Source organism: Streptomyces sp. Edi2 (assembly GCF_040253635.1).
In the GTDB taxonomy this organism is placed as follows: Bacteria; Actinomycetota; Actinomycetes; order Streptomycetales; family Streptomycetaceae; genus Streptomyces.
Window position 1 is genome coordinate 5,307,489 of record NZ_JBEJGX010000003.1, and the last position, 19,680, is coordinate 5,327,168.

General features: G+C 71.5%; 17 protein-coding genes and 1 pseudogene. 12 read left to right on the plus strand and 6 right to left on the minus strand.

The window, feature by feature from the left end:
• Positions 1-197: 197 nt before the first annotated feature.
• The 3 genes from ABR737_RS26740 (at position 198) to ABR737_RS26750 (ending at position 4,486) form a co-directional block, all read left to right on the plus strand.
• The gene (locus ABR737_RS26740; RefSeq protein WP_350252880.1) at positions 198-2,480 is read left to right on the plus strand and encodes an RNA degradosome polyphosphate kinase; all 2,283 of its coding nucleotides are present in this window, start codon (positions 198-200) and stop codon (positions 2,478-2,480) included.
• Positions 2,392-3,957, plus strand: a complete 1,566-nt coding sequence (locus ABR737_RS26745; protein ID WP_350252882.1) for a CHAD domain-containing protein — start codon at positions 2,392-2,394, stop codon at positions 3,955-3,957. The genes ABR737_RS26740 and ABR737_RS26745 overlap by 89 nt, the downstream gene beginning before the upstream one ends.
• 109 nt (positions 3,958-4,066) lie before the next feature.
• On the plus strand, positions 4,067-4,486 hold the full coding sequence (locus ABR737_RS26750) for an NUDIX hydrolase (protein WP_350252883.1): 420 nt from the start codon (positions 4,067-4,069) through the stop codon (positions 4,484-4,486).
• A gap of 114 nt (positions 4,487-4,600) precedes the next feature.
• Here the strand turns inward: ABR737_RS26750 and ABR737_RS26755 are convergent, their stop codons facing one another.
• Together ABR737_RS26755 and ABR737_RS26760 are read right to left on the minus strand one after the other, a co-directional pair.
• Entirely contained in the window at positions 4,601-4,798 is a 198-nt protein-coding gene (locus ABR737_RS26755; RefSeq protein ID WP_350252884.1) for a DUF397 domain-containing protein, read from the minus strand.
• Positions 4,795-5,631, minus strand: coding sequence for a helix-turn-helix domain-containing protein (locus tag ABR737_RS26760; protein ID WP_350252886.1), 837 nt, complete (start codon positions 5,629-5,631; stop codon positions 4,795-4,797). Before ABR737_RS26760 ends, ABR737_RS26755 begins: the two co-directional genes overlap by 4 nt.
• 107 nt (positions 5,632-5,738) lie before the next feature.
• Between ABR737_RS26760 and ABR737_RS26765 the strand changes: the two genes are divergently transcribed.
• The 4 genes and pseudogenes from ABR737_RS26765 to ABR737_RS26780 all read left to right on the plus strand — a co-directional run bounded on the left by ABR737_RS26765 (position 5,739) and on the right by ABR737_RS26780 (position 8,141).
• Positions 5,739-5,948, plus strand: a complete 210-nt coding sequence (locus ABR737_RS26765) for a hypothetical protein (RefSeq protein WP_350252887.1) — start codon at positions 5,739-5,741, stop codon at positions 5,946-5,948.
• A gap of 324 nt (positions 5,949-6,272) precedes the next feature.
• Positions 6,273-6,425: pseudogene (locus tag ABR737_RS26770) on the plus strand (ATP-grasp ribosomal peptide maturase); the annotation flags it as partial.
• On the plus strand, positions 6,418-7,587 hold the full coding sequence (gene tgmC, locus ABR737_RS26775) for an ATP-grasp peptide maturase system methyltransferase (RefSeq protein WP_350252889.1): 1,170 nt from the start codon (positions 6,418-6,420) through the stop codon (positions 7,585-7,587). The pseudogene ABR737_RS26770 and the gene tgmC, both read left to right, overlap by 8 nt.
• 230 nt (positions 7,588-7,817) lie before the next feature.
• The gene (locus ABR737_RS26780) at positions 7,818-8,141 is read left to right on the plus strand and encodes a histone-like nucleoid-structuring protein Lsr2 (RefSeq protein ID WP_350252890.1); all 324 of its coding nucleotides are present in this window, start codon (positions 7,818-7,820) and stop codon (positions 8,139-8,141) included.
• Positions 8,142-8,483: 342 nt separating this feature from the next.
• On the opposite strand, the gene ABR737_RS26785 is transcribed toward ABR737_RS26780, so the two are convergent.
• Positions 8,484-9,491 carry an aldo/keto reductase gene (locus ABR737_RS26785; protein WP_350252892.1) on the minus strand — a complete coding sequence of 336 codons (1,008 nt, stop codon included), beginning with the start codon at positions 9,489-9,491 and terminating at the stop codon, positions 8,484-8,486.
• 242 nt (positions 9,492-9,733) lie between these two features.
• Here ABR737_RS26785 and ABR737_RS26790 point away from each other — a divergent pair, with 242 nt between their 5' ends.
• Positions 9,734-10,621, plus strand: coding sequence for a helix-turn-helix domain-containing protein (locus ABR737_RS26790; protein ID WP_350252894.1), 888 nt, complete (start codon positions 9,734-9,736; stop codon positions 10,619-10,621).
• Positions 10,622-10,789: 168 nt separating this feature from the next.
• Here ABR737_RS26790 and ABR737_RS26795 read toward each other — a convergent pair whose 3' ends face one another.
• Positions 10,790-11,815 (minus strand): class I SAM-dependent methyltransferase, encoded by a 1,026-nt coding sequence (locus ABR737_RS26795; RefSeq protein ID WP_350252895.1) that lies wholly within the window; start codon positions 11,813-11,815, stop codon positions 10,790-10,792.
• Positions 11,816-11,993: 178 nt separating this feature from the next.
• On the opposite strand from ABR737_RS26795, the gene mshA reads away from it, so the two are divergent.
• The 3 genes from mshA (at position 11,994) to ABR737_RS26810 (ending at position 15,204) form a co-directional block, all read left to right on the plus strand.
• Positions 11,994-13,364: a D-inositol-3-phosphate glycosyltransferase gene (mshA, locus tag ABR737_RS26800; protein WP_350252897.1), complete on the plus strand. Its 1,371-nt coding sequence runs from the start codon at positions 11,994-11,996 to the stop codon at positions 13,362-13,364.
• Positions 13,365-13,502: 138 nt separating this feature from the next.
• The gene (locus ABR737_RS26805; protein WP_350256932.1) at positions 13,503-14,021 is read left to right on the plus strand and encodes a type III secretion system chaperone family protein; all 519 of its coding nucleotides are present in this window, start codon (positions 13,503-13,505) and stop codon (positions 14,019-14,021) included.
• Positions 14,022-14,265: 244 nt separating this feature from the next.
• Positions 14,266-15,204, plus strand: a complete 939-nt coding sequence (locus tag ABR737_RS26810) for a class I SAM-dependent methyltransferase (protein ID WP_350252898.1) — start codon at positions 14,266-14,268, stop codon at positions 15,202-15,204.
• A gap of 230 nt (positions 15,205-15,434) precedes the next feature.
• Here the strand turns inward: ABR737_RS26810 and ABR737_RS26815 are convergent, their stop codons facing one another.
• Together ABR737_RS26815 and ABR737_RS26820 are read right to left on the minus strand one after the other, a co-directional pair.
• On the minus strand, positions 15,435-16,835 hold the full coding sequence (locus tag ABR737_RS26815; RefSeq protein ID WP_350252899.1) for an alpha/beta hydrolase family protein: 1,401 nt from the start codon (positions 16,833-16,835) through the stop codon (positions 15,435-15,437).
• 230 nt (positions 16,836-17,065) lie between these two features.
• Entirely contained in the window at positions 17,066-18,544 is a 1,479-nt protein-coding gene (locus ABR737_RS26820; RefSeq protein WP_350252901.1) for an MDR family MFS transporter, read from the minus strand.
• A gap of 304 nt (positions 18,545-18,848) precedes the next feature.
• Here ABR737_RS26820 and ABR737_RS26825 point away from each other — a divergent pair, with 304 nt between their 5' ends.
• Positions 18,849-19,610 carry a phosphoglyceromutase gene (locus tag ABR737_RS26825; protein ID WP_350252903.1) on the plus strand — a complete coding sequence of 254 codons (762 nt, stop codon included), beginning with the start codon at positions 18,849-18,851 and terminating at the stop codon, positions 19,608-19,610.
• Positions 19,611-19,680: the final 70 nt, after the last annotated feature.

Consider the following 19,680-nt stretch of genomic DNA (forward strand, 5'->3'; position numbering starts at 1 on the left):
AGCCGCCCCGGATATCGCCGGGCAGTAGCACCCCGCTTGCCTGGCCGCCATATCCGCGTTACCGGCGATTCAATATCGCTTGCGAGCATCGGTGAATGCAGCCCGCTGTGCCGAACGGCCCCCACCCGAGGCTCCATCTCGCGCCGCCGCCTCCGTCTGACGCGCCTGGAACCCCCCGGACGCGGAAGAATAGGTTCATGAACCAGCAGCCCAGCGCTCAGGCACAGGCCCAGCCCGAGGTGCCCACCCCGCAGCCCCCGCGGGCCGCGGCGCCCTCGGCCCAGCCTTCCGTGGGTTCTATCGCCGCGCACCGCCCGCAGGCGGTCCGGGGCACGGTGCCCGGCCTGGAGCCCGACCTGGACGCCGATCCCGATGCGTACGAGGACGAGGGCGTGGTCGGTGCGGACGGCGAGGAGCTGCCCAGCGGACGCTTCCTGGACCGTGAGCGCAGCTGGCTGGCCTTCAATGAGCGGGTGCTCGAACTGGCCGAGGACCCGGCCACCCCTCTCCTCGAACGGGCTAACTTCCTGGCGATTTTCGCCAGCAATCTGGACGAGTTCTTCATGGTCAGGGTGGCCGGACTCAAACGACGGATAGCCACCGGCGTCGCCACCCGCTCCGCGTCCGGACTCCAGCCCCGCGAGGTGCTGGACCTGATCTGGACCCGCTCGCGCGAACTCATGGCCCGGCACGCCGCCTGCTTCCAGCAGGACATCAACCCCGAGCTCGCCGACCAGGGCATTCATCTGATCCGCTGGCCCGAGCTGACCGAGAAGGAACAGGCCCGCCTGTTCACCCTCTTCCGCCAGCAGATCTTCCCGGTGCTCACCCCCCTGGCGGTGGACCCGGCGCACCCCTTCCCGTACATCTCCGGCCTCTCGTTGAACCTGGCCGTCGTCGTACGCAACCCGGTCAGCGGCCACGACCACTTCGCCCGGGTCAAGGTGCCACCGCTGCTCTCCCGCTTCCTGGAGGCCTCCCCGCAGCGCTACGTCCCCATCGAGGACGTCATCGCCGCCCACCTGGAGGAGCTGTTCCCCGGCATGGAGGTGCGGGCGCACCACATGTTCCGGGTGACCCGCAACGAAGACCTGGAGGTCGAGGAGGACGACGCCGAGAACCTTCTCCAGGCCCTGGAGAAGGAGCTGATGCGGCGCCGCTTCGGGCCGCCGGTCCGCCTGGAGGTCGAGGAGTCCATCGACCCGGCCGTGCTCGATCTGCTCGTCCAGGAGCTGAAGATCTCCGATGCCGAGGTCTATCCGCTGCCCGGCCCGCTGGACCTGACCGGCCTCTTCGGCATCGGCGCGCTGGACCGGCCCGAGCTCAAGTACCCCAAGTTCGTCGCCGGCACGCACCGTGACCTCGCCGAGGTGGAGTCCGCCTCCGCCCCGGACATCTTCGCCGCCCTGCGCGCCCGCGACGTCCTGCTCCACCACCCGTACGACTCCTTCTCCACCTCCGTGCAGGCGTTCCTGGAGCAGGCCGCCGCCGACCCGGACGTCCTCGCCATCAAGCAGACGCTCTACCGCACCTCCGGCGACTCACCGATCGTGGACGCCCTGATCGACGCCGCGGAGTCCGGCAAGCAGGTCCTCGTCCTCGTCGAGATCAAGGCGCGCTTCGACGAGCAGGCCAACATAAAGTGGGCGCGCAAGCTGGAGGAGTCCGGCTGCCATGTCGTCTACGGGCTGGTCGGGCTCAAGACGCACTCCAAGCTCTCGCTCGTGGTCCGCCAGGAAGGCGAGATGCTGCGCCGCTACTCCCATGTGGGGACCGGCAACTACCACCCCAAGACGGCCCGGCTCTACGAGGACCTGGGCCTGCTGACCGCCGACCCGCAGGTCGGCGCCGACCTCTCCGACCTCTTCAACCGGCTCTCCGGCTACTCCCGCCGCGAGACCTACCGCCGTCTCCTGGTCGCCCCCAAGTCCCTGCGGGACGGCCTGGTGCAGCGCATCAACAAGGAGATCGCGAGCCAGCGGGCGGGCGGTCCCGCCTACGTCCGCATCAAGGTCAACTCGATGGTCGACGAGGCCGTCATCGACGCGCTCTACCGCGCCTCCCAGGCCGGCGTCCCGGTCGACATCTGGGTACGCGGCATCTGCGCGCTGCGCCCGGGAGTCACCGGCCTGAGCGAGAACATCCGCGTCCGCAGCATCCTCGGCCGCTTCCTGGAGCACTCCCGGGTCTTCATCTTCGGCAACGGCGGCGAGCCCGAAGTGTGGCTGGGCAGCGCCGACATGATGCACCGCAACCTCGACCGCCGGATCGAGGCGCTGGTACGGGTCACCGACCCGGCGCACCGCGCCTCCCTCAACCGGATGCTGGAGACGGGGATGTCGGACACCACGTCCTCCTGGCACCTGGACCAGGACGGCGACTGGACCCGGCATGCGGCGGACGCGGACGGCGCGCCGCTGCGCAACATTCAGGAAATGCTCATCGACGCCCGGAGGCGCCGGCGTGGCCCAGCGACATGACCAGCCGACCGGAGGGCCCACGGGTCTTATCGGCACCGGATACGAGCCCGGCGGAGCGCCCGGAGCCCGTTCGGCAGTGGTGGACGGCCCGTACCCAGGAGTGGACGGCCGGTACCCAGGAGCCGACGGCACACCACGGCCGGACGACGCCACCCGCGGCCGGGACGGCGCCGTGTACCGGCCGCTGATGACCCACGACTTCGCCGGCGACTCCGCCCGTGACTCGGACCATAACTCCGCCCACAACTCCGCAGCTGACGGCCCGGGCACGGGCACTGGTCCCGGAATTGACCTCAGCCCCGTCCTCGCCGCCCGCACGGCCGAGGAGGTTCTGGCCGGCTATCTGCACCAGCAGTCGGCGGAATTCCTGCGCAGCCTGCGCCTGCACCGGGAGAGCGGTTCGGACGCGGAGGGCGCCGGCGAGGCCGCCCGTCAGCTGCGCCGCGCCGCCCGCCGGATCAGCGCCACCCTGCACACCTTCCGCCCGCTGACCGAGGAGGTCTGGGCCGACCAGCTCACCGCCGAACTGGGCTGGCTGTCCGGCGCACTGGCCCGCGAACAGGCCTGCGCCGCGCGCCGCGAGCGGCTGATGACGGCCCTGCAGCGGCTTACGGGCCGCTCCGAGCGGAACGACCGCGCCGACCGGAATGAGCGCGCCGATCGCCAGGGCCGGCCGGACCGCGGCAGACGGGGAGACCGCACGACGGCGGGCACCGCTACGGGCGCCGCCAGGGGAACCGCCAAGGGGCCCGCCACCGGTCCCGCTACGGGCCCCGCCGCCTTGACCGCCACGTCGTCCGCAACTCCCGCCACAACTTCCGCCGCAGCCTCCGCCACAACTTCCGCCACCGACCCGGATCCAGACGGCGCCCTGGCGGCCGGAGCGGCGCGGGCCGGAGCCCTGCTGGACCGCCAGCTCACCCTCGCCCGCACCCGCGCCCACACCGCCGCGCTGCAGGCCCTGGGCTCCTCCCGCTTCCACGCCGTCGCCGACTCGGTGGCGGTACTGGCCTCCGAGGCGCCGCTCGCCCGTAAGACCACCGAGCTGACCGCCGCCGAGGCGCTGCCACCGCTCGCCGAGCAGGCCCACCGCCGGCTCGCGGAGGCGGTCGCCGCACTGCCGCTGTCCCGCACCGGATACCCGTACAACGCCGCCGCGCTCGCCGCCGACCAGCGCCAGGACGCACCCTGGCACCAGGTCCGGCTGCTGGTGCGACTGAGCCGCTACGCCCGGGAGGTGCTTGCGCCGGAGTACGCCGACTTCCGGCTGGCGGAGGCCGGCGGGGCGCTGGAGTGGCACCGCGACGCCGCGGAGGCGGCCGCCGCGGCCGCCGCAGCAGCCCGTACTCCCCGGATCGCCCCGGCCACTGCCTACGCCCTCGGGGTGCTGCACGCCGACCAGCGCCACGAGGTGGAGGCGGCCCGCTTCGCCTTCGGCCGCGTGTGGCTGCCGCGCACGCCGGAGCGGACGAGCTGAGACCGGAGGAGCGGACTGAGGACACGGAGGAAAGCGCAGAGGAAGCGGAGGAAAGCGCAGAGGACACGAAGTTGTCGGAAGGTGTGGCAGACGGGAGAGGAGCGATGATGTGACGGTGCCCCTGAAGCCAATTCGAGCGGCGGGATGCGTCCTGTGGCGCCGCGCGGCGTCCGAGGACGGACTGGAGATCGCGCTCGTCCACCGCCCCAAATACGACGACTGGTCCCACCCCAAAGGCAAGCTGAAGCGTGGCGAGGACGCGCTGGCCGGCGCGGTGCGCGAGGTGGCGGAGGAGACCGGCATGGACTGCCGCCCCGGAGCCCCCCTGCCCACCTCGTTCTACCTGGCAGGCGGCCGTCCCAAGCAGGTCCGCTACTGGGCGGCAGAAGCGGTCGCCGGAGCCTTCACCCCGAACAGCGAGGTCGACCGCATGGTCTGGCTCTCGCCCACCGACGCCCGCCTCCGCCTGACCCAGGAACGCGACCGCCCCCTGGTGGACGCCTTGCTCGCGGCGCTGCATCTGGCGTGATGCCTGGCCCGGAGCCCCAGCCTCCTGGACGGCCTCGCTCCTGAGGCGTGACGAGGGCCCTTCCCCCGATACGCGGGGACACGGGGGAGGGCCCTCGGTTTCGGGTGTACGGGATCAGACGGACTGCTCCTTGGCGTACGCCACGAAGTGAGCCCACTGCGGGGCCGGGAAGAGGAGCGCAGGCCCCTGAGGGTTCTTGCTGTCACGGACCAGGAACTCGCCGGTGGCCGCCGCGTGCTCCGGTGCCCACTCGATGCACTGTCCGCCGTTGTTGCTGTACGAGGATTTGATCCATCGGAGGGATTCGGTCACGGGGTGCCCTTTCGCAACTCATTGATCATGGCTACGGTCGCCGCCTGCGAGCGGGCGTCGGCCTGTAGCTGATGGTAGGCCGTCAGTATGGGCAGCACCGAGGTGCTTTCCCGCTCCAGATGGCCCCGTTGGGCGGACTCGGCGTACGACATGAGCGAGCGATCCGGCAGCGTCAGCACGGTGATGGGCAGATCGAACGGCCGGTGCTCGCCCATGCCGAACGGGGCGACATGGAGCACCGTGTTCGGCAGCTCGGCGAACTCGACCAGCCGCGCCAACTGGGCGTCCATGACGGCGGATCCGCCGATGGGCCGGCGGATGCAGCTCTCGTCCAGCACCACGAACACCAGCGGCGGGGGCGTACGGACCAGCGCCGCTTGCCGTTCCGCCACGAGCGACACCCGCTCGTGCGCTTGCTCGGGCGTGATTGCTCCGCGTTTGACGGCGCTGCCGGCGAGCACGGAGGCGTATTCCGGGGTCTGGAGCAAGCCAGGAATGATGCCCACTTCGTACAGCCGGATTTCCGCCGCTCGGCCCTCGTGGCCGAGGTACTCCGGGAAGCCCTCCAGCAGGCTGCCCTGCCGGATCTCGCGCCACTGACGTTCGAAAGTGTCCACAGTGCCTTCGGTGCCGAACGCGCGGTCCGCGCTGCGCGAAAAGCGCAAAGTCGGGGGCTTCCGACCAGTTTCGACAGCGGACACGTGCGTACTGGAGTATCCCAGCCGCTCGGCAAGCTCATCTTGAGTCCAGCCACGCGCTTCTCGTGAGCTGCGTAAACGTGCCCCGAAGGCTTCCCGAGGGCTGCTCTCCGGCGTCAACTCCTTGCGATTCAAGAGGCTTTCACCAACGCTTCCTCCCGTTCTGACAGGTTGAACGGCTTTTGACTCTAGGTCACGCTGAATCGCCCCGGTAGTGGAATCACTACAGAGAGGAGCGGACGTTGGTTCGGAAGCACACTCCCCCTGATCCCCCCACTGCTCAGCACAGCAACGGCGCGGACGAACCGGCAGGTGTGGCTGCCGACGATCCGGAGCACGAGCGGGCCGCCGACAACGACAACGACAGCGAAGCCTTGACGCGCCTTCGCGCACGCATGCATCAGGACTACGCGCGGTGGCAGCAGTACGGGCCGCTGGGGCGGTCGCTGTGAACTGTGACGAGTGCCGGACGTTGCGCGCCGAGCTGGCGGATGCCGAACGGAGCGGCGACAGGACGAAGGCCGTTGACTGCCGCGTGTTGCTGCGGCGGCATCCCCGGCATGACGGAGTGCCGGTTGAGAGGAAGGGGGAGCAGTGAGTTCCCCGGACCTGGACAAGACTGCCGTTGCCCCCTTCGCCGGGACGGCATACGAGAACAGCCCCGAAGGGCCATGGACGTTGTACGGGGGCGCGCTGGACGTGAAGTCCGGCGTGGTCCACGTCCCCCGCCCCGGTGCCCTTGATCCGGACGACAGGCCTCTCCGCCATCGAGCTTCGGGAGCTTCGACCTCGCCGTGGACCAGGAGGGGGACTACTGGTGGCTGGAACTGAATCCGAACGGTCAATGGGGGTGGCTGGAGGGACCGACCGGACTCGACATGTCCGCCGCATTCGCCGATCTGCTGACGCAAGGGAAAACCCATGACTGATATCGCGCCCGAGCGCCGCGCCCTCGCCGATCGACTGGAGAAGGCCGGAGTCCTCACCACTCCTGCATGGCGAGCGGCGGTGGAAGCCGTACCCCGTGAGCTGTTCCTCCATCCCGGAGTGTTCCTGCCCGAGGAAGGCGGCCGGTGGCGACCGGTTACCGCACTCGGGTCCGAGCCGGCCGAGTGGGCAAAGATCGCCTACAGCGACCGGTCCCTGACCACGCAGCTCGACGGACACCTGACCGCCGATCAGGTCAGCGCCCTGGTGACGGGCTCCCCCACCTCGTCGTCCACCACTGCGGTCACCGTGGTGGACATGATCGAGCGCCTGGAGGTCGAAGACGGACACCACGTGCTGGAGATCGGCACGGGCACCGGCTATTCCTCGGCCCTGATGTGCCACCGGCTCGGCGAGGACAACGTGACGACGGTGGAAGTCGACCCCGAGGTGGCGGCCCGCGCGGACGCCGCGTTGGAGACGGCCGGATTCGAGACGTGGACCGTGACCGGGGACGGGCTCCTCGGCCACCCCCGCCGCGCCCCGTACGACCGGGTCATCGCGACCTGTGCCGTCCGCCGGATCCCCTACACCTGGATCAAACAGACCGAGCCGGGCGGCATCGTCCTGGCCACCGTCGGTGGCTCCTGGGGTTACGGCACCGGGCTGGCCAAGGTCACCATCGGCAAGGACGGCACGGCCGAGGGCCGGATCGTCGGCCGTTCCTCCTTCATGCAGGCACGATCCCAGGCCGCACTGCCGGTCGCCGGGGATCTGTCCGCCCGCACGGCCTACGCCGACAGCGAGCGACGGGCAGAGTTCCCGCCCACCCTGCTGGAAGAGTGGATGCCCGCCTTCCTCGCCCAGCTGGCCGCGCCGGGCGCACAGTTCGTCCGCGCTGCGACGCTCGAAGGCGGCCGGCTCCTGTACGTCTTTGATCCGGAACGCGAGTCCTTTGCCGAGTTCACCGCGGCCGGCGATGCCTGGACGGTCCGCCAGGGCGGCCCCGTGGCGCTGTGGGACGACATCGAACAGTCTCTGACCTCCTGGCAAGACGCGGGCCGCCCCGACATTTCCGCCGTACGGCTCCACATCACGGACAGGTCCCACACGTACTGGATCGAGGACGCCCCGCTGCTCATCTGGCAACACCGTCTCGCCTGAGTGAAGGCTGGCCGATGGCTGAGCGATGGCTGAGGGAGGACAGTCATCGGTGCACCACCCCTCCTGGGGACACCCCGCTGCCTGCCTCCTGCTCCCTGACCAACCCAGGGCTCGGCGGCGGCCTCCGGGCCGGCCGCGGAAAGCCGGTCCTTATACCGGCGACCAGTTCGTTGCATCAGCAGGCGGGGGAAAGGGCCGGTGGGTCTATTTCAGGGGTTTACACTGCCTGCATGGCACAGAAAGTAATCACCATCTTCACGGACGACCTCACGGGCGAAGAGTCCACCGAGGCCGCCACGCACACTCTTTCTCTTGACGGTGTGACTTACGAGATCGATTTGAGTCCGGACAGCTACGACCAGCTGCTGGAAGCCGTTGGGCCGTTCTTGAAGGCCGGCCGCAAGACCGGGAAGGGCCGTAAGCCGCGTAAGGCGGCGGCCAGCAGTGAGGACACTGCCGCGATCCGGGCCTGGGCCAAGTCGAGCGGCTACAACGTGAGCGACCGCGGGCGGGTGCCCGCTGAGATTCGTGAGGCGTACCAAAAGGCCAAGTGAATATTTTGGATAAACCGGAAGCCCCTCACCGCGTGTGAGGGGCTTCTTTGTGTCCGGTTCCGGCGGCGCTGTCGGCCGGGGCGGCAGCGGGACGGCGTTCCGGGAATGAAAAGGAACAATCGCGAAGCCGAAGCCATTCTTTTCCCGGACAATCCGAACCCAGGGCTGTCGCCGTCGATCTCCGCGGCGCATTGCCGGGCCGCGGGAGATATGGCGGAGGCCGCCGCGCCCCGGGCGGCCCAGGATCAGGTCCAGGTCCAGGGCCAGGGCCAGGCTCCGGCCCAGGCCCAGGCCCAGGCCCAGGCCCAGGCCCCGGCTCCGGCCCAGGCCCCCGCCCCCTGGTCAGCGCCGCCGCAAGGACGCGTCCGCGAGGGCCGGCGGCAGGTAGTAGTTGTCGGCCGGGTTGAGGTCCGTGCCGGGCGGCACGATCGCGTCGATCCGGTCCAGGACGTCCGCGCCGAGTGTGACCTCGGAGCCCTCCAGCATGCTGTCGAGCTGGTCCAGGGTGCGCGGGCCGATGATCACGGAGGTCACCGCGGGGTGGGACCGTACGAAGGCGGTCGCCAGATGCGGCAGCGTGAGGCCCGCCTCGGCCGCGACCTTCGACAGTGCGGCGACCGCCTCCGCCTTCCTGGCGTTCTCCGGGACCGACAGGTCGAACTTCCGGCTCTCCAGGCCGGCGCGCGAACTGACGGACAGATCGCGGCCGGAGAGCCAGCCGGCGCTGAGCGGGCCCCAGGTCAGCACGCCCATCCCGTAGCGCTGCGCGGTCGGCAGCACCGCGCTCTCCACGCCGCGCGCCAGCATCGAGTACGGCGGCTGCTCGGTGCGGAAGCGGACGTGGCCGCGGCGCTCGGCGGTCCACTGCGCCTCGACGATGTGCTCGGCCGGGAAGGTCGAGGTGCCGATCGCCCGCACCTTGCCGGACCGTACGAGGTCCGAGAGCGCGGAGAGCGTCTCGTCGATATCGGTCGCCGGGTCAGGCCGGTGCACCTGGTAGAGGTCGAGGTAGTCGGTGCCCAGCCGGCGCAGGCTGTCCTCCACCGCGCGCATGATCCAGCGCCGGGAGTTGCCGCCGTGGTTGGCGTCCGGCCCCATCGAGTTGAAGAACTTCGTGGCCAGGACGACGTCCTCGCGGCGCCCCTTGAGCGCCTTGCCGACGATCTCCTCGGACTCGCCCGCGGCATACACGTCCGCGGTGTCCACGAAGTTGATCCCGGCGTCCAGCGCACGGTGCACGATCCGTACGCAGTCGTCGTGATCGGTATTGCCCCAGGCGCCGAGCATCATCGTGCCGAGCGCGTACTCGCTGACCGAGATGCCGGTACCGCCGAGGATTCTGCGCTGCATGGGCTGCTCCTTGTGTCAGATGCGAGATGCGAGAGAGGAGGTACGAGAGAGGAGGTACGAGAGAGGAGTTACGAGATACGAGATGCGAGATACGGATTACGAGCTATGCGATACGAGTTCTCAGGGGCGCCCCCCGAGGGAGGTGTGCACCACCTTGCTGTCCGTAGGGGGAGCGGACCAGGCCCGTCGCAGCCTGGGTCCGGCGGAACCACCCGACCGGCCGTGCATCGCATACTGGACCGATGCTGCACGCGGAAATCGAGATCGGCTCGTTCCTCAAGGCACGCCGGGCGGCGCTCGACCCGGCGGCCCTCGGCCTGCCCGACGGGGTCAATCGCCGCCGGGTGCGCGGTCTGCGACGCGAGGAGGTCGCCCAGCTCGCCGGCATCAGCGTCGACTACTACACCCGGATCGAGCAGGGCCGTGCGCCCGCGATCTCCGACTCCGTCCTGGACGCGATCGCGCGGGCGCTGCGGCTGTCCGACGGCGAGGTGACGTATCTGCGCAACATCGCGGCACCCCGGCGCCGCCCGGCGGACTGCGTCGCAGGTCCGGGCCCGGACGGCGGCCCGTGCGCCGTCCCCCGGCAGACCGTGCGCCCCGAGGTCCAGCGGCTCCTGGACGCGATGGGGGACACCGTCCCGGCCGTGGTCCTCGGCCGCGGCCTGGACTTCCTGGCCTGGAACGCGCTCGGCGGGCGGATCGCCTTCGACCTCCCGGCGCTCGCCCCGGACCGGCGCAATGCCGCGCTGCTGGTCTTCCTGGACCCGGCGGCGCGCGCCCTGCACGCGGACTGGGAGGCGAAGGCCATGGAGGTGGTCGGCAATCTGCGCGCCGACAGCGGGCGGCACCCCGAGGACCCGCGGATCTGCGACGTGGTCAATGAACTCCTCGCGCACAGCCGGGACTTCCGGCGGCTCTGGGAGACGCAGTCGGTGCACGAGTGCCTGCGCGGCACCAAGACCCTCCTGCATCCACACGTCGGCGAGCTGGTCCTCACCTTCGAGAGCTTCCGGCTGAGCACGGATCCGGACCAGGCGCTGGTGACGTATACGGCCGCGCGGGGGTCAACGACGGAGGGACGGCTGCGGGAGCTGGCGGCACTCGGGGAGCCGGTGCTGACCGCGTAGCGACGGCGGTGCTGCTGATCGCGTTGCGATGGCGGTGCTGCTGATCGCGTTGCGATGGCGGTGCTGCTGATCGCTTTGCGACGGCGGTGCTGCTGACTGCGTAGCGACGGTGGCGCTCCCTCGGGCGGACCACGAGCGGCCGGGGCCGTACGGATCAGATCCGCAGCCTCAACGGACGGCGTTTCCCACCGGGCTCTTCGCCGCGTTTCCCACCGGGCTCTCCGCCGTGTTTCCCAGCGGTCTTGCCACCGCGCTCCCCACCCCGCTCCCCCTGGGGGCAAGCGCCTCCCACCGCACCGTGACCTCCCCCTGCCGCCGGCGCCGCGGGTCACCGGTCAGCGGCCAGTCCGTGGCCAGGGCCGCTACGGCGGCGCGCCACCGCTGGCGGGCGCCGAGCGCACCGAGCGGGGCGGCGGTGGCCCAGGCGCGGTCGAAGTCCCGCAGGAAGGCGTGCACCGGCTCGCCCGGCACATTGCGGTGGATCAGCGCCTTGGGGAGGCGTTCTGCCAGGTCAGAGGGGGTACGGAGGGAGCTGAGGCGGGCGGCGAAGGTGACCGTGCGCGGGCCCTCGGGACCCAGCGCCACCCAGACGTGCCGTCGCCCTATCTCGTCGCAGGTGCCCTCGACCAGCAGCCCGCCGGGCGCCAGCCGTGCGCAGAGCCGTTGCCACACGGCGGCCACTTCGTCCTCGTCGTACTGCCGCAGCACATTCGCGGCCCGGATGAGGACCGGCACCCGCTTGCGCTGTCCCGGCAGCGGCACCTCGAAGCCGCCGTGGAGGAAGTCCAGCCCCGCCCGCTCGTACGGCCGGGCGGCCTCGACCCGGGCGGGATCTATCTCTATGCCGACGACCCGGGCGTCCGGGCACACCGTCCGCAGCCGGCCCAGCAGCTCCACCGCGGTCCAGGGCGCGGCGCCGTAGCCGAGATCGACCGCCACGGGGTCGGCGGCGCGGCGCAGCGCGGCGCCGTGCTCGGCGGCTATCCAGCGGTCCATGCGGCGCAACCGGTTGGGGTTGGTGGTCCCGCGGGTGGCGTTTCCGACGGGCCGGGACTGCCGGGGTATCAGAGCGGCGTCGGCCGAGACCAGGGAAACGGGTGGGGTGGGAGAAGCGGGAGAGGCGGGAGAGAGGGGGGAGCGGGGGAAGGCGGGGGAGATGCGAGAGACGCGGGAGGCGCTGGGGCGGCGGGCCATGTCCTTGAGGGTATGGGGTGGCCGGGGGAAAGCCGTCCGCCCCGGCACCTGTGGCCCTCGCTTGGTCACGCTTTGGCAAAGTGCGGCCAGAGCGGGCCGGACGGAAATGGATGGCCGCGGTGCATTGTTGGAGGGGGTCGGAGGAGTGCCGCCCGCCCCGACCAGGAGGTAGCTCGACGTGAGCCCACACGTGTCCCGGCTCCGCAGTCGGCCGCAGGGCCAGTTCCCGGGTCAGGCCCGCCTGCGCCTGCCCGGCAGCGCGCGCCGCCCGCGCCGGGTGGCGATGCTGAGCGTCCACACCTCCCCGCTGCACCAGCCCGGCACGGGCGACGCCGGCGGTATGAACGTCTACATCGTCGAGCTGGCCAGGAAGCTCGCCTCGATCAACATCGAGGTGGAGATCTTCACCCGCGCCACCACCGGCACCCTCCCGCCCGTCGTCGAGCTCGCCCCGGGCGTCCTCGTACGGCATGTGGACGCCGGCCCGTACGAGGGCCTGGCCAAGGAGGAGCTGCCCGCCCAGCTGTGCGCCTTCACCCATGGCGTGATGCAGGCCTGGGCCGGCCACCGCCCCGGTTACTACGACCTGGTGCACTCCCACTACTGGCTCTCCGGCCATGTCGGATGGCTGGCCGCGGAGCGCTGGGGCGTCCCGCTGGTGCATGCCATGCACACCATGGCCAAGGTCAAGAACGCCGCGCTGGCCGCCGGCGACGCCCCCGAGCCGGCCGCCCGGGTGATCGGCGAGACACAGATCGTCCGGGCCGCCGACCGCCTGATAGCCAACACCGCCGAGGAGTCGGACGAACTCGTCCGGCATTACGAGGCCGAGCCCGGCAAGGTCGCCGTGGTGCACCCCGGGGTCAACCTCGACCGCTTCCGGCCCACCGGCGGCGAGGTCGCCGAGAGCCGAGCCGCCGCCCGCGCCCGCCTCGGCCTGCCGCAGGACGCGGTCATCCCGCTGTTCGCCGGCCGAATACAGCCGCTGAAGGCGCCCGACATCCTGCTGCGGGCCGCCGCCGCCCTGCTGGCCGAGGACCCCTCGCTGCGTTCCCGGATGGTCGTGCCCGTGGTGGGCGGCCCCAGCGGCAGCGGCCTGGCCAAGCCCGAGGGGCTGCAGAAGCTGGCCGCCCGGCTCGGCATCGCCGACCTGGTGCAGTTCCGCCCGCCGGTCGGCCAGGAACAGCTCGCCGACTGGTACCGCGCCGCATCGGTGCTGGTCATGCCCTCGTACAGCGAATCCTTCGGGCTGGTCGCCATCGAGGCCCAGGCCTGTGGGACCCCGGTCATCGCGGCCGCGGTCGGCGGTCTGCCGGTGGCCGTGCGCGACGGCGTCAGCGGCTTCCTCGTCAGCGGCCACGACCCGGCCGACTACGCCCGCGCGCTCGGCCGCTTCGCCGCGGACCCGGCCCTGCCCGCCCGGATGGGCACCGACGCCGCCCGGCACGCCCAGTCCTTCGGCTGGGACACCGCCGCCGCGGCCACGGGCGACGTCTACACCGCCGCCATGCAGGAACACCGCCGTCACCTACGATCCCTCCATGGGTGACGAGCGCGACCCCCTCCACGGGTGACGAGCGACCCCTCCATGGCCGGCGAGCGAGAGACGAGCGGTGCAGTGGGCAACGGCAACACCACGGACGGGACGGCGGCGACGCAGGCCGACACGGTTCCGGCGGCGCAGGTCGTGACGGTTCCGACGGCGCAGGCCGTGATCGAGCGGACCCTGGCCGACGCCGAGCTCGAATGGGAATCGCCCTCCGACGGCACCTACGTCATCAAGCTCCCCGGCACCCGCAAGCTCTCCACGACCTGCTCGCTCATCGTGGGCAGGCACTCCCTGTCCATCAACGCCTTCGTCGTCCGCCACCCCGACGAGAACCACGAAGCCGTGCACCGCTGGCTCCTCGAACGCAACACCCGCCTCTACGGCGTCAGTTACGCGATCGACAAGCTCGGCGACATCTATCTCGTCGGCAAGCTCCCGCTGGCCGCCGTCACCCCCGACGAGCTCGACCGCATCCTCGGCACGGTCCTGGAGAACGCCGACGGCAGCTTCAACACCCTGCTGGAAATGGGCTTCGCCACCGCCATCCGCAAGGAGTACGCCTGGCGGGTGTCCCGCGGCGAGTCCACCCGCAACCTGGACGCGTTCGCGCATCTGACGCGGGGGAGCGGCGCGGGGACGTCGGCCACTGAGTCGTAGGCCGCTGAGCCGTCGGCCGCGGGAACGCCGGCTGCGGGATCGTCGGCCGCCGAGCGTAGGCCGCCGAGGGGCGGGCCGGGGGAGCGCCCCTGCCCCTCCGCGCGCTCCGCCTTTTGCGGAAACGGCAACAATTCTTGCCGAACTCGGCAGCCCTGGCGCATGGTCGGCGCCAGGAGGTTCCCGCGGTGAACGCGGACCTGATCGAGGAAGCACCGGCGGAGTACCCATCACTGGAGAAGGTGCGATGACCGACAACGACCACACCCGCGACGGCAACCCCACTCAGAGCGGCAACCACACCCACACCCACACCCACACCCACACCCACAGCCACGCTCACGGCCACACCCCCGACCCCGACTTCGACTGGGCCGCCATGGCCGACCTGCTGGAGCTGGAGGGCGAGACGCACAGCCCCTACGTCCAGCAGGCCGTCACCGAGCTGACGCACCTCACGCCCCGCCGGATCCTGGACGTCGGCAGCGGCCCGGGCGTCGCGGCCTGCCGGCTGGCCGCGACGTTCCCGCAGGCCGAGGTCACCGCGGTGGACGGTGCGCCGGAGCTGCTGGCCCGGGCCGGGGAACGGGCCGGACGGCTCGGCGTCCGGCTGCGCACGCAGCAGGCCGACTTCCCCGAGGGGCTGGCCGGTCTCGGGCCGGCGGACCTGGTGTGGTCCGGGCAGGCGCTCCACCACGTGGGCGACCAGCAGGGCGTGGTGAAGCAGCTGGCCGGGCTGCTCGAACCCGGCGGGGTGCTGGCCGTCGTCGAGGGCGGCCTGCCGGCCCGCTGGTTCCCGCGCGACCTCGGTTTCGGACGCCCCGGACTGCAGGAACGGCTCGACGCGGCGCAGGCGGACCGCTTCAGCCGGATGCGGGCCGAGCTGCCCGGCTCGGTGGCGGTGGTCGAGGACTGGCCCGGCATGCTGCGCGCCGCCGGGCTCACCGACGCCCGGAGCAGGACCTTCCTCGTGGACCACCCCGCACCCCTGGCCGACGGACCCCGGCAGTTCGCGCGGCGATCCCTGGAACGGGCACGCCAGACGTTCGGCGATCTCCTGGACGCCGAGGACCGGGCGACCCTGGACCGGCTCCTCGACCCGGCCGACCCGGCAGGCATCGACCACCGTACGGACCTGTTCCTGCTGACCGCGAAGACCGTGCACTTCGGGACGGCGACTGCCTGAGCGCTGCGGCTTCTGTGCTTGCGCGCTTGCGCGCTTCCGCGTTCCCGAGCCCCTGCGCCCCCGGGGGCCGGCCGGAGCGATGCCGGTCGGCCCTTGGCCCCGGCCCCGGCTCGGCCCTCGGCCCTCGGCCGGGGGCCGAGCCGTAGCCACCGCCGCGCGGCCGCCCCCGTCCCGCTTCGCCTCGCCTCGCCCGGCCCCGCCCCGCCTCGCCCGGCTCCGCCCCTCCCCGCCTACGGCACGAACTGCACCTCCGGAAACCGCCCCGAGGGCCCGTCCAGCAGCCCGCCGTCGTCCCGCCCGCGCAGCCAGCGGTCGAAGAACGCGGAGACGTACGCCCGCTGCGCCGCGACCGCCCGCGCCGGGTCGACGGTCCCGATCAGCGCCGTCACGTCCTTGTGCGGCAGCCCCAACCGCCGCGCGATCTGCGGTACCAACGCCTCCGCATCCGTATAACTGGCGTGCCTGCTGCCGCGCAGCGTCAGATCCCGTAGCCAGGTGCCCGTACTGTGCCGCCACACCGCGCCCCAGGACGCCACCGTGTGATGGGTGTTCCCTGCCATCCCCATCAGCAGCAACGGCCGGTCCACGCCCTCGCGTCCGACCGTCGACGGGTTCGAGGGGTCGTCATCCCGCTGGGTGTAGCCCATCACCCCGTCCAGGTTCACCGCGGCCTTGATCCGCCGGTCGTCATGCATCGTCTGCACCGCCGTGAACCCGCCGGCCGACTGCCCCAACATCCCGACGGCGTGCAGATCCAGCGCCCGCCGAAGGCCGGAGGGCAACGGCGAGGCCGCACCCCGCCCGGCCAACTCATCGAGGACGAAACGGGCATCGGCCACCCGCACCCCGCTGACCTTCTTCAGCAACTCCGTGATCCGCCCGGTCTTCTGCGCCTTCGCCAACTCCGCCGCCAGCACGCTGCGCGCCAGCCGCCCGTCCGGGAACTCCACGGCGGGCGCCTCGTAGGTGTGGTCGATGGTGACCACCGCGTAGCCGCGGGAGGCCAACTCGTCGCAGAGCGTGCTGCCGAACGAGCGCGGATCGCCGACGCCGGGGGAGTAGAGCACCACCGGCAGCCACTTCCGGGAAGCCCGGTGGACGCCCGTCGCGCTTCCCGGCGCCAGGGGCGCCCCCACGTGCGCCGAGGTACGGGTGGCCGCCCACTGCACCTTCCCCGGCGGCACCTGCTCCGAGAGGTTGTTCCGTGCGTCGAACGCCGCCGCCTCGCGCGCCGACAGCTGCAGCGCGGGCGGATACCGCCCGGCGCCCGCCCGTGCCGGGTACCGGACGCTCACCATCAACTCCCGGTGCGTCCGCCCGCCGGCCCATGGATCGGCGCGCGCCCAGTGGGTCAGGTGAAGCGCGACCGTACCGACTTGGTACCGGCCGGTGGTCGCGGGCAGCGTCATGGCATCGGCCGTGGGCCCGTCGGCCGCTACCCGAGGAGTCCCGCCTCCGGGCCTGGCCACCCCGGCCACCCCGGCCATCCTGTTCGCCCCGGCCGTCCCCTCCGCCCCCGCCACCCCGGCCGACTTCCGGCCCCCCGCCGGCAACGCGACCAGCACCCCCGCAGCCACCAGCGCCCCGGCCACCACAAACCGCCGCACCCTCCGTCCCCCTGCACCGCGCACCCTCACCACTCCTCCACACCACACGTCGCACGCCACACGTCACCGTCGCCAACGACGGCACCCACGGCGGCGACACCGGCAGCGACACGGGTGGCGGTACGGGAGAGGGCACGGCCACCTGCGCGGCGGCCGGGCGGCCCAGCGACAGCCAGCAAGGAGGCGACCGAGGGCGCTTCCGTGGCCGTGCGCGCTTACAGGGGTGCGGTGCGTGCGCCCGCGTCCGTGCGGGCTTACAGGTGTGCGGCTGCTTCCGCGTCCGCAGGGGCTCCCGGGTGCAGGGGCGCTTCCACCTCGGTGGACGCTTCCGTGCCCGTCCCTGTCCCCGTGCCCGTGCCCGTCCCTGTCCCCGTGCCCGTGCCCGTGCCCGTGCCCGTGCCGGGGATCGTGTCCGACGGCTGTGGCGAGCGGGCCACCGTCGCCTCCTGCCCCGGCAGCCTCCCCTTCCGCCCCGGCAGGCTCCGCAGCAGCAGCCCGTAGCCCAGGGCCGCCACCGTGCCGACGGCCGCGCAACCGGCCCACAGCGCATCGGCGCCGTAGTGGTCGATCACCAAGCCACCGAGGAGAGGAGCCGCCAGAGAGGCGATGGACCACGACAGCGAGTACATGCCCTGGTAGCGGCCGCGGCCGTGCAGCGGCGAGAGGCGCACCACCAGGCCCATCTGCGTGGGGGAGTTGATGATCTCGCCGAGCGTCCAGACGGTCACCGCGAGCGCGTACAGGGCGACCGAGTCCGCCAGCGCGGTCAGCCCGAAGCCGTAGCCGGCGAGCAGGGCCGAGCCGATGAGGAGCATGGCCGGGCTGCGGTGCTCGATGAAGCGTGTCACGGGTATCTGCAACAGCACGACGAGGACGCCGTTGAGCGCGATGACCATGCCGAAGTCGGCGCTGGAGAACCCGTCCTGACCCATCGCCACGGGCATCGAGACGTACGCCTGTTGGAAGAGCAGCGCGAGCAGCAGGTTGAGGCCGACGACGGTCATGAAGCGGCCGTCGCGCAGGACGGTCAGCATGGAGACGGGGGCTGGGGCGCCGCCGTCGTCTTCCGGGCCGTTCAGGCCGCCGTCCGGGCCGTCCGGTGTGCCCGCGGCGGGCCGCGATTCGGGGAGTTTCCAGAAGACGACCAGCGCGCAGGCCAGCACCAGCACGGATTCGCCCAGGAAGAGGGACAGGTAGCCGTGCCGGGCAATGAGCCCGGCGGCGGTGGAGGAGACGGCGAAGCCGAGGTTGATCGCCCAGTAGTTGAGGGAGAAGGCGCGGACGCGGTCTTCCGGGGCGACGATGTCCGCCATCATCGCCTGTACGGCCGGGCGCGAGGCGTTGGTTGCCATGCCGACCACGCCCGCTACCGCCGCGATCGCGACCGGGTCCTCCATGAAGCCGAGCAGCGCCACGGACGCCGCCGTCGACAGCTGGGCGATCAGCATCGTGGGCCGGCGGCCGAGCCGGTCGGTCAGCACCCCGGCGCCCACCGACGAGATCACCCCGCCCAGGCCGTAGAGCGCACCGACCAGGCCCGCGTACGAGGCCGAGTAGCCGCGCTCGACGGTCAGGTAGAGGGCCAGGAAGGTGGCGACGAACGCGCCCAGCCGGTTGATCAAGGTGCTGGTCCACAGCCACCAGAACTGCCGGGGGAGACCGGACACGCTTTCAAGGGCGGCTCGCTTGAGACGAGCCGCCGGCCCGGAGGGTTTCGCTGTGGATGCGGACATGACAGTTCCCCCGTGAAGTGGTGACGGTGGTGATGGTGGTGATGCCGTGCGTGGAAGGGGCGCGGGAGGGTGGAAGGCCGCGATGAGGCAAGAGCCCCGGGCGCGCAGCGTGTGGAGGGCGACGGGCGGACGGCGGGAGGGCTCACGCACCTAGCTCATGTAAGTGGCTCTACCCGCATGCGCAACCTACACAAGGCCCCGCCCCCACCACCACTCATTTGACGGGAAACCTCAAACGACGCCGGAATGCCCAGGTCCTGGACCCGCGCAAGGCGCCGCACCGACTTGGATTACGCTCGACGCCATGGCCGACGCACCGTACAAGCTGATCCTCCTCCGCCACGGCGAGAGCGAGTGGAACGCGAAGAACCTGTTCACCGGCTGGGTGGACGTCAATCTCAACGAGAAGGGCGAGAAGGAGGCAGTCCGCGGCGGAGAGCTGCTCAAGGACGCCGGCCTGCTCCCCGACGTAGTGCACACCTCCCTCCAGAAGCGCGCCATCCGCACCGCGCAGCTCTCCCTGGAGGCCGCCGACCGGCACTGGATCCCGGTCCACCGCAGCTGGCGGCTGAACGAGCGCCACTACGGCGCGTTGCAGGGCAAGGACAAGGCGCAGACCCTGGCCGAGTTCGGCGAGGAGCAGTTCATGCTCTGGCGCCGCTCGTACGACACCCCGCCGCCCGCGCTCGACCGCGACGCCGAGTACTCGCAGTTCTCCGACCCGCGCTACGCCGGCCTCCCGCCGGAGCTGCGCCCGCAGACGGAGTGCCTCAAGGACGTCGTCGTGCGCATGCTCCCGTACTGGTTCGACGGCATCGTCCCGGACCTCCGCGTCGGCAAGACGGTCCTGGTCGCGGCCCACGGCAACTCGCTGCGCGCCCTGGTCAAGCACCTCGACGGCATCTCCGACGAGGACATCGCCGGCCTGAACATCCCCACCGGCATCCCGCTCGCCTACGACCTGGACGCCGACTTCCGCCCGGTCAAGCCCGGCGGCACCTACCTCGACCCGGAGGCCGCCAAGGCCGCCATCGAGGCCGTCAAGAACCAGGGCAAGAAGAAGTAGAGAACGTGATCATGCCTCCCACCTGCACAGACGGTGCAGGTGGGAGGCATTTTCATGCGCTGGAACCCGC

What these genes read in the sequence shown, in the direction of transcription:
- ABR737_RS26740 (WP_350252880.1), top strand. Translation starts at nt 198, where the DNA reads ATGAACCAGCAGCCCAGCGCTCAGGCACAGGCCCAGCCCGAGGTGCCC.
- ABR737_RS26790 (WP_350252894.1), top strand. Translation starts at nt 9,734, where the DNA reads ATGCTGCACGCGGAAATCGAGATCGGCTCGTTCCTCAAGGCACGCCGG.
- tgmC (WP_350252889.1), top strand. Translation starts at nt 6,418, where the DNA reads ATGACTGATATCGCGCCCGAGCGCCGCGCCCTCGCCGATCGACTGGAG.
- ABR737_RS26745 (WP_350252882.1), top strand. Translation starts at nt 2,392, where the DNA reads ATGCGGCGGACGCGGACGGCGCGCCGCTGCGCAACATTCAGGAAATGC.
- ABR737_RS26780 (WP_350252890.1), top strand. Translation starts at nt 7,818, where the DNA reads ATGGCACAGAAAGTAATCACCATCTTCACGGACGACCTCACGGGCGAA.
- ABR737_RS26825 (WP_350252903.1), top strand. Translation starts at nt 18,849, where the DNA reads ATGGCCGACGCACCGTACAAGCTGATCCTCCTCCGCCACGGCGAGAGC.
- ABR737_RS26820 (WP_350252901.1), bottom strand. Translation starts at nt 18,544, where the DNA reads ATGTCCGCATCCACAGCGAAACCCTCCGGGCCGGCGGCTCGTCTCAAG.
- ABR737_RS26785 (WP_350252892.1), bottom strand. Translation starts at nt 9,491, where the DNA reads ATGCAGCGCAGAATCCTCGGCGGTACCGGCATCTCGGTCAGCGAGTAC.
- ABR737_RS26810 (WP_350252898.1), top strand. Translation starts at nt 14,266, where the DNA reads ATGACCGACAACGACCACACCCGCGACGGCAACCCCACTCAGAGCGGC.
- ABR737_RS26795 (WP_350252895.1), bottom strand. Translation starts at nt 11,815, where the DNA reads ATGGCCCGCCGCCCCAGCGCCTCCCGCGTCTCTCGCATCTCCCCCGCC.